The organism is Streptomyces sp. NPDC002577 (assembly GCF_053594815.1).
In genome coordinates this window covers 49,283-61,029 of sequence record NZ_JBSFWK010000053.1, presented here as the reverse complement: position 1 = coordinate 61,029, position 11,747 = coordinate 49,283, and the positions used below count along the sequence as shown (strand labels likewise).

11 protein-coding genes and 1 pseudogene are annotated in these 11,747 nt (G+C 70.1%); 3 read left to right on the top strand and 9 right to left on the bottom strand.

Translation table 11 applies throughout. The features are described 5' to 3' along the window. The 9 genes and pseudogenes from ACWD4J_RS38180 to ACWD4J_RS38140 all read right to left on the bottom strand — a co-directional run. Positions 1 to 369, bottom strand: a pseudogene (locus ACWD4J_RS38180) (RNA-guided endonuclease TnpB family protein); the annotation flags it as partial. Positions 370 to 729: 360 nt separating this feature from the next. Continuing rightward, positions 730 to 1,191, bottom strand: coding sequence for a hypothetical protein (locus ACWD4J_RS38175; protein ID WP_451400137.1), 462 nt, complete (start codon positions 1,189 to 1,191; stop codon positions 730 to 732). 1 nt (position 1,192) lies between these two features. Next, a complete protein-coding gene (locus ACWD4J_RS38170; protein ID WP_451400136.1) occupies positions 1,193 to 2,776 on the bottom strand; it encodes a long-chain-fatty-acid--CoA ligase in 1,584 nt (527 codons plus the stop codon). Positions 2,777 to 2,839: 63 nt separating this feature from the next. Next, positions 2,840 to 3,676, bottom strand: a complete 837-nt coding sequence (gene hcaB / locus ACWD4J_RS38165) for a 3-(cis-5,6-dihydroxycyclohexa-1,3-dien-1-yl)propanoate dehydrogenase (protein ID WP_451400135.1) — start codon at positions 3,674 to 3,676, stop codon at positions 2,840 to 2,842. Further along, the gene (locus tag ACWD4J_RS38160; RefSeq protein WP_451400134.1) at positions 3,673 to 4,542 is read right to left on the bottom strand and encodes an alpha/beta fold hydrolase; all 870 of its coding nucleotides are present in this window, start codon (positions 4,540 to 4,542) and stop codon (positions 3,673 to 3,675) included. The genes hcaB and ACWD4J_RS38160 overlap by 4 nt, the downstream gene beginning before the upstream one ends. Positions 4,543 to 4,591: 49 nt before the next feature. Next, entirely contained in the window at positions 4,592 to 5,158 is a 567-nt protein-coding gene (locus tag ACWD4J_RS38155) for a 3-phenylpropionate/cinnamic acid dioxygenase subunit beta (protein WP_451400133.1), read from the bottom strand. A 59-nt stretch (positions 5,159 to 5,217) separates the two neighbouring features. After that, a complete protein-coding gene (locus ACWD4J_RS38150) occupies positions 5,218 to 6,432 on the bottom strand; it encodes an NAD(P)/FAD-dependent oxidoreductase (protein WP_451400132.1) in 1,215 nt (404 codons plus the stop codon). After that, a complete protein-coding gene (locus ACWD4J_RS38145) occupies positions 6,429 to 6,764 on the bottom strand; it encodes a non-heme iron oxygenase ferredoxin subunit (protein ID WP_451400131.1) in 336 nt (111 codons plus the stop codon). Before ACWD4J_RS38145 ends, ACWD4J_RS38150 begins: the two co-directional genes overlap by 4 nt. Then, positions 6,761 to 8,158, bottom strand: a complete 1,398-nt coding sequence (locus tag ACWD4J_RS38140; protein WP_451400130.1) for an SRPBCC family protein — start codon at positions 8,156 to 8,158, stop codon at positions 6,761 to 6,763. Before ACWD4J_RS38140 ends, ACWD4J_RS38145 begins: the two co-directional genes overlap by 4 nt. A gap of 100 nt (positions 8,159 to 8,258) precedes the next feature. On the opposite strand from ACWD4J_RS38140, the gene ACWD4J_RS38135 reads away from it, so the two are divergent. The 3 genes from ACWD4J_RS38135 to ACWD4J_RS38125 all read left to right on the top strand — a co-directional run bounded on the left by ACWD4J_RS38135 (position 8,259) and on the right by ACWD4J_RS38125 (position 11,733). Continuing rightward, entirely contained in the window at positions 8,259 to 9,311 is a 1,053-nt protein-coding gene (locus tag ACWD4J_RS38135) for a zinc-binding dehydrogenase (RefSeq protein WP_451400129.1), read from the top strand. A gap of 11 nt (positions 9,312 to 9,322) precedes the next feature. Continuing rightward, a complete protein-coding gene (locus ACWD4J_RS38130) occupies positions 9,323 to 10,270 on the top strand; it encodes a 3-carboxyethylcatechol 2,3-dioxygenase (RefSeq protein WP_451400128.1) in 948 nt (315 codons plus the stop codon). Positions 10,271 to 10,728: 458 nt separating this feature from the next. Beyond that, entirely contained in the window at positions 10,729 to 11,733 is a 1,005-nt protein-coding gene (locus tag ACWD4J_RS38125; protein WP_451400127.1) for a sugar ABC transporter substrate-binding protein, read from the top strand. The last annotated feature ends 14 nt before the right edge of the window (positions 11,734 to 11,747 follow it).

Sequence of the window (11,747 nt, the reverse complement as noted above, 5' to 3'; positions counted from 1 at the left end):
CCACTTCGGCATCCCGGCCCGGCGTGCCATGGGCAGGCGCTCTGTGATGTCCTTGTGCGCCTTGGCGCGGGAGCGGCCGAAGTCGCGGATGGTCTGCTGCTGGGGAACTGACGAACCCTCACGTAACCACGGCGTACGGGTGCGGGCCTCGGTCGGCATCTTGCCGAGCTGAGCCGGGCCACACGTGGCCTTCCGGCCGGTGGCCTTGTTGTGCAGGTGTACGGCCCTGGACTTGGCGACACACTCGTTCCACACCCACCGGCACCGGTCCCACTCCGCCCCCAGGGCGGTGCGGGCGGTGGGCGACACGCGAAGCCGGTAGGTGAAGCGGGCATGCCCGACCTCCGCAACCGCCCTCACCTGCACCATCTCGCCCCCTCACGGTCCCCGGCCAGGACGCCACGGCATCCCGAACCCCTCCGACACGACCATACGCACGACCGCCGCACACACGTACCCCGATCCCACGGCCACCACCCCAACCGGCGACCACAGGTACGCGCGTTCGCATCACCCCAGCAGTGCCTGACAGCGGTACAGGCGCTCCGCGCCCCTGAACCGGATACGACGACGCTCCGCATCGCGACACCCGGATGCGTCCTTGAAGACCTCGGCGCGGCCGCCGTGTTCACCGGCTCGGCGGTCCTGGTCGTCCTGTTGTGCCTGGACGTGGCGTTGCTGGGCCCGCGCAGCACGGGCCGCAGCCTCGATCAGGTCTGAGCAGCAGGCTCAGGCGCCCGGAACGCGGTCCAGGTCGATGTCGGTGCCGGTCACCCAGTCCGGTTCGGCAACCAACAGGCTGAGTTCGTCATGCGCCAGGTCGACGTCGATGACGTAACGGAAACCAGCAGACTCCGCAGCAGCGATCCTGCCCGGCTCGCCGACGCGCACGGCATGGATGACGCGTCGGCAGTCCGGGTCGGCTCGCTGCACGGCGTCCACGAGCGCCCGCAGCAGGTCGGGCAGTACGTCGTCCGGGCACCCGTCGCCGATCCACACCTCGACGTCATGGGCGCCGACGGGGTAGGTGTCGCGCAGGCGTCCCGCGGCGCAGCGTTCCAGACGCACGTCCACGGTCAGGCCGTTCCGCCGCACGCGGATGTCGGCCGTGGAGCGCCTGGCGGACTGCTGGATCGTCTCCCATCCGGGGCCCAGGGCGAGCCGTACGGGGAGAGCAGGTGCCGTGATCACGTCAGTTCTCCTCGGTCGCCAGGCGTCGGACGGCGACCTTCTCCAGCTTGCCCGAGGCGTTCCGCGGCATCGCCTGGACGAGCTTCAGGCGCCGGGGCAGCTTGTAGCGGGCCAGGTGGCCGGCGGCGTACTCGCGTAGGTCGTCGAGCGTGATCACCACGTCGTCGGCGACGGTCACCACGGCGGCGACGGCCTCGCCCCACTGCTCGTCGGGGACACCCACCACGGCGACGTCCACGACGCCCGGCATGGAGGCCAGGACGCGCTCGACTTCGGCCGGGTAGACGTTCTCGCCGCCGCTGATGATCATGTCTTTGAGGCGGTCGACGATGTAGAGGTAGCCGTCCTCGTCGAGGTAGCCGATGTCCCCGGAGTGGAACCAGCCCTCGTCGTCGAAGGCGGCCGCCGTGGCCTCCGGGTTGTCCCAGTAGCCCGCGGTGACGTTGGGTCCGCGGACGACGACCTCGCCCGGTACGTGCGGCTTCACCGGCTCGTTGGTGCCGGCGTCGACGACGCGTACCTCCGTGTAGGGCATGGCGATTCCGGCAGATCCGGCCTTGTCCAGGGTGTGTTCGGCCGGCAGGTGCGTGGCGAAGGGCGCGGTCTCGCTCAGGCCCCACGCCTGTTGCAGAAGTACGCCGTGCGTGGCGTAGAGCTGGACGAGGGACGGCGGCACAGGTGCGCCCGCGACGACGATCGACCGCAGCTGGCTCAGGTCCTGGTCGAAGACTCCGGGAACGCGGGCGAGAGCGGCGAACATCTGCGGTACGCCGAACATCGAGTTGACGCGGTGGGTCACCAGGTCGTCGAGGCACACCTGCGGGTCGAACGAGCGGCGCACGACGACGGTGCCGCCGCGCACGAGGGTGCGCAGCATGAAGCTGTTGAGGGCTCCGATGTGGAACAGCGGGGCGGCGGCGTACGTGACGTCGCCGCGGCGCGTGTCCAACCGCATCTCGACATTGACGGAGTTCCACCAGGTGTTGCCGTGGCTGAGCACGACCCCCTTCGGGGTGCCGGTGGTGCCCGAGGTGAACATCAGGATGGCCGGGTCGTCGGCGTACTTCGCCACGAGGGTGGTGCTCGGCGTGGCCGCCGTGATCAGCGGCGACCAGTGCTCCCAGCCGTCCGCGTCGGTGGCCGGCACCTCCGGGTCGTCGTCCACCAGGAGGAATCGCTCCAGCGCCGTGTCCGCGCGCACCGCTTCGACCATTGGGCGGTGTCCCTCCTCGCAGACGATCACCTTCGCACCGCTTCCCGCGAGGACGCGCCGCAGTTCGGGTTCGGCGAGACGGAAGTTGACCGGGACGAACAGGGCACCGAGCCGGAACGCGGCGAGCATCGTCACCACGAACGCCGAGCTGTTGAGGCCCAGGTAGGCGACCCGGTCGCCGTCGGCGACACCGCCCGCCGCAAGGACGTTCGACAGGCGGGCGGCCTTGTCGTCGAGCTGGGCGTAGGTGAGGTCACCTCCCGCATAGCGGATGACCACGCTGTCGCTTTGGTGGCCTGCGTTGCGTGCGACCGCGGCGGCCGGGTTGAGGTCGACCCGGAGGCCGGAGTTGCGCGGGTGGGGTCTCGTCACTGTCGGCTCCTCGTCGAGCGTCGTCAGTCGTATCAGTCGTCAGGAGTCGCGGGGCAGGAGGACTCAGAGGTGGTCGCCGCCGGCCGCGTGCGCGAATCCGCGTACGCCGATACCGCCGTCGGCGTTGATCGCGTGTCCGGTGATGGTGCCGCTCTGTTCGCGGGCCGCGAGCAGCACGTACGGGCCGGTGAAGTCCTGCGGCTCCGTGCTGGAGTCGTGCAGGGGAATGGGCGGGGGCGGGGTGTCGGCGTTCCGCCTGGCGAAGGACGCCCCGATCGAGCGGTTGCCCAGGGCCAGGGAGTCCGGGCCGCGCAGGTCGGTGTTCATGCCGCCGCAGGCGACGCCGTTGACGCGGACCTTGGGCGCGAGTTCGTAGGCGAGTTCGCGCATGAGGCCCAGGCAGGCGTGCTTGCTCGCGGTGTAGAGGGGGCCGCCACCGTTGACGTAGAAGGAGGCGTTGGAGAGCGTCATGACGATGCTGCCCCGGGTCTTCACCAGCTCGGGCCAGGCCGCCTCCGCCGCCAGCAGATAGCCCTTGACGTTGATGGAGAAGATCTCGTCGAAGGCGGTGTCGAGTTCCTTCGCGCCGAGCCGGGTGAGCTGGCGCTGGTAGTCCCACACGCCGGCGTTGGCGACGAGCGTGTCGAGCTTGCCGAACCGCTCCACGGTCTCGGCGACGGCGGCGTGCATCCGGTCGGAGTCGCGCACGTCGGCCGTCACGGTGTGGACGCGGCTGGGGTCGGCGGCGGAGCGTACGACGTCCTCGAGCTGGTCCGCGTCGCGGCCGAGTACGGTGACCGACGCGCCCTCGGCGAGGAAGCGCTCGGCCACCGCGCGGCCGATGCCCGATCCGCCGCCGGTGATCAGCGCGGCGTACCCCTCGAGCCAGCCGCCGCTCACGACTGCTTCACCAGGAAGTTGCCGACGAGCTCCTCGAACTCGGGCTGCCGCTCCAGCTGGACCCAGTGGCCGCACCGGCCGAAGACGTGCAGCTGTACGTCACGGATCTGCTTGAGCATCAGCTGGGCGCCGTCGAGGGTGATCGTGCGGTCGTCGCGGCCCCAGAGCAGCAGCGTGGGCGCCTTGATCTTGTGCAGGTCCCGCCACAGCGGGTCCATGCCGCCGCGCTTGGCGAACGCCGCGTTGTAGCGGTGGTAGAAGGCGATGTGGCTCTCGTCGAGGGACGCCTCGTAGCGGGCCTTGACGACGTCCTCACCGAACTGCTTGTGGTCGAAGACCATGGTGCGGATGAACGCGGCCATCTTCTTCTCGGTCGGGCCGCCGCCGTTGTAGTAGCGGAACATCTCCTTCTGCCCCTCGGTGGGGGTGGGGCCGAACGGCAGCCAGCCGCCGCCGGGGGCCATCAGCACCAGCCGGGTGACGCGCTCCGGGCGCGCCTGCGCCATGGCGATGGCGGCCGCTCCGCCGAGGCTGTTGCCGAGGAGGTGGAAGGTGTCGATGCCCAGGGAGTCGAGCGCCTGGAAGAGGGCGTCCACCGCGATCTCGGTGATGGACCGATCCTGCAGGTCTTCCTCGGTGGGTCGGTAACTGCCGCCGAAACCGGGCTGGTCGGGCAGGACGACCCGGAAGTGCCGGGCGAGGGCGGGGAGGTTCTGGTGGTAGTTGCTGACGCCGGACGCACCCGGTCCGCCGCCGTGCAGCATCACCAGCACGGGCCCTTCGCCGGTTTCGGCCACGGCGATCTCGCCCAGCGAGGTGGGCACGCGGTGGTGCTTGAGTTCGAGGTCGGTCACGACAGTTCCCATCGGAAAGAAAGCTGGAAGCGAGGCGAGGTCAGACGAAGGCGGGACGAGATCAGAAGAACGTCGAGATGTTCTTCGCCTGCAGGATGTTCTGGTCGAGGAGGATGGTCCGCCGGGCGACACGAAGGCCGTCGCCGACGCGGCGCAGGACGTCCGTACGGCTGCCCGCGAACACGTTCTCCTCGCGCTCGAGGCGGTTGCGGTAGACCAGGAACGCGGAGCGCACCTGGAGGTCGGCCTCGGTGAACTCCGGGTGCTCGGCCGGGTCCATGTGCCGGACCATCACGTTCGTCACCAGGTGGCGGGTCCTGGACGGCGGGTCCTCGGCCCAGGCCATGCCCGAGTCGAAGCGGCGGATGCGCCAGGCCAGGCTCTCCTTGGTCTCGTCGTAGAACGCGGCCTCGCCGCGTGCCGCGACGGACAGTGCCTGCTGGCGGCGGAGCCGGTTGGTGCGGGTCGGCATCCAGTAGTCCAGGTCGTCGGCCAGCAGGTCGAGCCAGTCGGCGTAGCGGCCGTCGTCGAGGAGGGCGGCCTCCTCGTAGTAGAACTGCTCGACTTCGAAGTGCGTGTCGCGGTCGGCGCGCGTCCCTGCGCGGCTCGGCTCGGTGGCAGTGCTCACGGTGTCATTCGATCCCTTCTCCGCGGTCATTCGTACTCGGTGTGCCGTAGAGCGGCACGTCACCCGCGCAACAGGCTGCGCAGGTTCACGGAGGGGTCGGCAAGCCTCCCGGCGTCGGCCGCGATGCCCCGGTCGATCATCCGGCGGGCCGCGCGTACGGCGGCGGAGTCGTCGACCGCGGCGGCTGCGACGACCAGCCCGTCGCGCAGACCGAATACGGAGAAGGCCGGGTCGTCGAAGGAGCCGCGCACCACGGTCTGCTCGGCGGCGTCCATGTGCCCGACGGCCTCGACGTGGCGTCCGTGCCGGTCCGTCCAGAACCAGGATGCCGCCGACGCCGGTGCGGAGGTGCCGAGGATCGTCGCGGCCGCGCGGGCCCCGTCGTGCTGGGCGGCCTCCCAGTGCTCGGTACGCGGCAGGAGGACTCCGCCGTCGCGGGTCCGGGCGGGGTCGCCCACCGCGAGTACGGCCGGGTTGGACGTGACCTGGCCGGTGTCGACGACGATGCCGCGGTCCACCTCGAGGCCGGCCAGCGCGGCGAGCTCGGTGTTCGGCACCATGCCGACCCCGAGGACGACGACGTCGAAGGCCTGCGGCCCGGTCGCTCCGGCCAGGCGGACCTCGATGGCGTCGCCGCGATCGGTGAACGACTCCACGGCGGCCTGGGCGGTCGTGACCCCGTTGCGGCTGTGCAGCTCGTGCAGCCAGGTGGCCAGCTCGGGGCCGAGCGCCACCGCGAGGGGCGTGGCCACCGGGTCGACCAGGGTGACCTCGCAGCCGAGGTGAAGGGCCGTGGAGGCGACCTCGGCCCCGATCAGGCCGGCGCCGACGACCAGGACGCGGGCGCCCGGGACGAGTGCCGTGCGCAGCCGGTCGGCGTCGGCGGCGGTGCGCAACACGTGGACGCGGTCGCTGTCGATGCCGGGGATGGGCGGACGTGCCGCGCCTCCTCCGGTGGCGAGGACCACGCGGTCGGCGGGCAGCAGGGTGCCGTCCGCGAGCTCGACCTTGCCGTCCTGTGTGCGGAGCGTGCTGACGGTGGCCTGGTTGACGAGGCGGATGCGCTGGTCGTCGTACCACTGCGGGGACTGCAGGGCGATCTGCTTGATGTCCTTGGTACCGGCCAGGAAGTCCTTCGACAGCGGCGGCCGGTCGTAGGGGAACTCGCCGGCGTCGACGAGGGTGAGGTCGCCGTCGAAACCGCCGGCCCGCAGGGCGCCGGCCGTGCTGACACCGGCGATGCCGCCGCCCACGATCACCACGCGTTCGGTCACGGGGTCACTCCCGGGAAGAGGTAGACGTCGCCGTCGCGGACCTCGACGCGGTGCGGGCAGGCGTTCTTCGTGGCGGGCAGGCCCTGGACCTCGCCGCTCTTCAGGCAGAACTTGCTGGAGTGCAGCGGGCACTCGACGAACCCGTCCTCCACCCAGCCCTCGGCGAGCGAGGCGTCCTCGTGTGTGCAGGTGTCGTCCAGCGCCCACACGGTGTCGTCGGTGTCGCGCAGCAGGGCGATGTCGTCCTCGGTGCCGGTGATCGCCTTGTCGATGGCGATGCCCTCGCCCTGGGGGATGTCGTCCAGGGCCGCGACGCGGATGCCGTCACTCATTTGTTCTCCTCTTGCCCAGCCTCGGGGCAGGCCTCGTGCCGGTTCTCTTGCCGGGCCTCGTGCCAGGCGGGGGTGTTCATCAGTTCGCGCCAGCGCCCGTAGAAGGCCCTGCCTGCTGCGTCGCTGTACAGCTCGCTGGTCTTGCCGGGGTGGCGGCCGTCCTCACGTTCGGTGCCCATGCCCATCTGGTAGTTGAGGGCGACGCCGTTGGTGATGAAGCCGTTCGAGATCGCCTGGACCTCGCTCCAGTTCTCGCCGTCGTCCTGCTCGAAGATGCCGCTGGGTCCGAAGGTCCGCAGGTTGTACAGGCGCTGCGCCTCGCGGACCTCCTCGGGCATCGACTTGTCGACGATGGTCCAGGCCCACACCTCCATCTTGTCCGGGCCCTTGGGGTGCCAGATGCGGATGGAGCCGTTGACCGGCAGATAGGAGAAGTTGGGGAAGACCGTGGCGTGCCCGTTCGTGAGGGGTCCCTCGACGCGGGCCTCGCCGAGCCGTGCACGGAGGGCGTCGTAGTCCATCCACTTGTGCACGGTCTGGGCGTCGAAGCGGTTCTTCGGGTGGACGGGGAAGCCCGCGCCGTTGCCGTTCGTGTCGGAGTACTGGCGGCCGGTGCGGTGCACGACCTCGTCCTTCGGCTTCTTGCCGGACGGCGAGAGGACCATGAGCGCCGAGGCGTGGCTCATGTTCACGTGGTACCAGTCGGTGGCGAACTGCTCGGCCGCCAGCTTCCAGTTGCCCTCCAGGACCCACTTGTGGACGCCGCCGACGACGACGGTGCCTTCCTCGTCGTGGTCCAGCATGGCGTCCATGTACCAGGCCATGTCGCCGAGCGACTCGCGCAGCGGCACCGGCTCCGGGTTCCAGGTGCCGAAGATCAGCCCGTGGTAGGTCTCCACGTGCGGCACCTCGACCAGGCCCCACTGCCCCGCCTCGAAGGAGTCCGGGTAGCCGTCCTTGTTGGGCACGCTCACCAGCGAGCCGTCCAGGTTGTAGGACCAGCCGTGGTAGGTGCAGGTGAAGTTGCGCGTGGTGCCGAAGTCGGCACGGCAGACGCGGGCGCCCCGGTGCCTGCACGAGTTCAGGTAGGCGCGGATCCGCCGGTCGCGGTCGAGGGTGACGATGACCGGGTCCTCACCCATGTACGTGGTGAAGAAGTCGCCGGGCTTGTGGAACTGGTCGGTGTGCGCGAGGAAGAGCCAGCTCGGCGCGAACACACGACGGAGTTCCTGCCGGTAGAGGTCCTCGTCGGTGAAGATGACGCGATCCAGCAGCCCGCCCTCGGTGTCGACGAGCCCAGAGACGTCGATGTTCCGTGCCAAGTCTGCCGGGCGCCGCAGGGCCCCGCGTGGGGCCGTGGTGGCCACGCCCTGGGGTTCGATCGTCGAGGTCATGGGCTCAGGAAACAGCCGCAGGTCAGGGGGATCCAGCCAGCGTGCCGCACGGCGGCACACGGGCTGTCGGAGGACGGGTTTCGCGGGAGAGCGTGGGCGCATGCTTGCTGCCACCGCCGTCTCCCAGAGCGCTACCGACCCGCTGGCGGGGCTCGTCCTGAGCGACGTGCCCCCGCCCGAGCCCCGGCCCGGATGGTCGCTCGTCCGTGTCGCCTCGTCCTCCCTCAACATGCACGACGTATGGACGCTGCGTGGCGTCGGGCACCCGCCGGAGCGGCTGCCCATCATCCTCGGGTGCGACGCCGCGGGCTACGACGAGGACGGCAACGAGGTTCTCGTCCACCCGGTCATCGCGGATCCGGACGCCGGCATGGGCGACGAGACGCTCGACCCGAACCGCGCCCTGCTCTCGGAGCAGCACAACGGCGCCTTCGCCGAATACCTGTCCGTCCCCACCCGCAACCTCATCCCCAAGCCGTCGTGGCTCTCCTTCGACGAGGCCGCGTGCCTGCCCGTCGCCTGGGGCACCGCGTACCGCATGCTCTTCACGCAGGCGAAGATCCAGGCGGGTGACCGGGTCCTCGTCCAGGGTGCGGGCGGCGGCGTGGCCTCGGCCGCCATCAAGCTGGCCGCGGCCGCGGGAGCGGTCGTCTACGCCACCAGCCGCAGCGAGGAGAAGCGGGCACAGGCCGAGTCCTGGGGAGCGCGCAGGGCCGTGCCGACCGGCGAGCGGCTGCCCGAGCGGGTGGACGTCGTCATCGAGACCGTCGGTGAGGCGACCTGGTCGCACTCGCTGAAGTCGCTCCGCCCCGGCGGCACGGTCGTGATCGCGGGCGCCACCAGCGGTATGAACCCGCCCGCCGACCTGGGCCGGATCTTCTACCGCCAGCAGCGTGTCCTCGGCTCGACCGGCTGCACCCGCAGCGAGCTGGTGTCCCTGCTGAGCCTCATGGACGCCACCGGTGTGCGTCCGGTGATCGACCGCACCCTGCCGCTGGCCGAGATCCACAAGGGCTTCCAGCTCATGATCGACGGGCGGCTCACCGGAAAGCTCGTCATCCATCCGTCCGCCCCGGACGCGCGCGACGAGGTGTCGGACGCGTCCTCCGTTCACCCGACTCACCCATCTCACCCGTCCCACTCGGATCAGTGAGGAGCACCGCCATGACCGCTGCCGCAGTGGGCCTGTCCCACTCCCCCCTCATCGGCAAGAACGACCCGGCCCCCGAGGTCCTCGCGGCTGTCGAGAACGCCGTCGACAAGGCGCGCGCCTTCATCCGCGCCTTCGATCCGGAGCTCGTCGTCCTCTACGCCCCGGACCACTACAACGGCTTCTTCTACAAGGAGATGCCGCCGTTCTGCCTGGCCACGGAAGCGAACGCCGTCGGCGACTTCGGCTCGGCAGCCGGCCCGCTGTCCGTCGACACGAAGGCAGCCCAGGCCATCGCGCGCGGGGTGCTCGACCGTGGCATCGATCTGACCGTGTCGGCGCGGATGACCGTCGACCACGGGTTCGTGCAGCCGCTCGAGGTGCTGTTCGGCGGGATCGACAACGTGCCGGTGGTGCCCGTCTTCGTCAACGGCGTCGCCACGCCGCTCGGACCGATGAGCCGTATCCGCGCTCTCGGGACCGCGATCGGCGAGGCCGCGGCGGAGCTGGACCGGCGGGTGCTGTTCCTGGGCTCCGGCGGCCTGTCCCACGACCCGCCCGTGCCCGTCCTCGACGGTGCTCCTCCGCGCGTCGCCGACGCCCTGATCGAAGGGCATCCGCCCACCCCGGAGCAGCGGGCCAAGGGCGAGGAGCGGGTGGTCCAGGCCGGCCGTGACTATGCGGCGGGCTCGACCAGGATGATCCCCATCAACCCGGTCTGGGACAACCAGGTCCTCGACACGCTGGAAAGCGGCCGTCTGCCGGAGGTGGACGACTGGAGCGTGGAGTGGATGGGCGCAGAGGGCGGCGGCTCGGCGCACGAGGTGCGCACCTGGATCGCCGCGTTCGCGTCGCTCGCGGCGTCCGGCCCCTACCGGATGACGTCTCGCTTCTACGAGGCGATCCCCGAGTGGATCGCGGGCTTCGCGGTGGCAACGGCGGAACGCGAGACGAGCCGCTGAGGCACTGACTCACTCACCTCCCCGCTGTGCGGCGGCAACTTGCCGTCGCACAGCGGGGTTTTTGCTGTGCTGGGCAGAACGAAGTGCCGACCGATACCGCCTCGTGGCCTGGACCCGCGACGCACCCTCGCCGCCCACCCGCTTTGTTGATACGTCATGACAAAGCTGTTGACATCCCCTGTGGGCGGCTCCATAGTACGTGCCACTAGAGCGCGCTAATAAAGCGCTCTAGCGAAGGAAGGCAGGCGGTCCATACCCGTGGCCGCCCCGGACACGGCTCGCCGCACAAGGCATCCAAAGCACCGTTCATCCACGTCGCCGGGCTGGGCGCGCCCACCTCGTCGTGACCGAGGCTCTTCACACCCCGCAGGCTGCGGCCCGGCCGCACCATCCGCAGATCTGCCTCTACTCGCCCTACCTGAAACCCACCACGACCAGCACAGCGAGGTTCAAGGGACATGCACAGACACCACCGAGCCGCCACCCTGACCGTCACCGTCCTCGTCGGCACCCTGCTCGCCGCCGGCTGCTCCAGCAGCTCCGGTGGGAAGAAGTCCGAGGAAAGCGGTGCGGACGCCTCGGCGGGCAAGGCCACCACCCCCCGCATGACCGTCGCCATGGTCACCCACGCGGCCCCCGGCGACACCTTCTGGGACCTCATCCGCAAGGGCGCCCAGGCCGCCGCCGCCAAGGACAACATCAAGCTCGTCTACTCCAGCGACCCGAGCGCCGGCAACCAGGCCAACCTGGTGCAGAACGCCATCGACCAGAAGGTCGACGGCATCGCGCTCACCGCGGCCAAGCCGGACGCGATGACGGAGGTCGTGGCCAAGGCCAAGGCGGCCGGCATCCCGGTCGTCGGCTTCAACTCCGGCCTGGACGACTGGAAGAAGCTCGGCATGCTCGAGTACTTCGGCCAGGACGAGAACATCGCGGGCCAGGCCTTCGGCCAGCGGCTCAACAAGATCGGCGCCAAGCACGCCGTCTGCGTCGTCCAGGAGCAGGGGCAGGTCGCTCTGGAGGCCCGTTGCGCGGGCCTGAAGAAGGGGTTCGACGGCAAGACGGACACCCTCTACGTCAACGGCACGGACATGCCGTCCGTGAAGTCGACGATCACGGCGAAGCTCAAGCAGGACAGTTCCATCGATCAGGTCGTCACTCTCGGCGCACCGTTCGCCCTGACCGCCGTGCAGTCGGTGTCGGACGCCGGCAGCAAGGCCAAGGTCGCGACCTTCGACCTGAACAAGGACCTGGTCAAGGCGGTCCAGGACGGCGACGTCGAGTTCGCGGTCGACCAGCAGCCGTACCTGCAGGGCTACCTCGCCGTCGACTCCCTGTGGCTGTACAAGACGAACGGAAACTTCAGCGGCGGCAGCACGGCTCCAGTGCTCACGGGGCCGGCCTTCGTGACCAAGGACAACGTCGACGACATAGCCAAGTTCGCCGCGAAGGGGACGCGCTGACCGTAAGGGGCGGC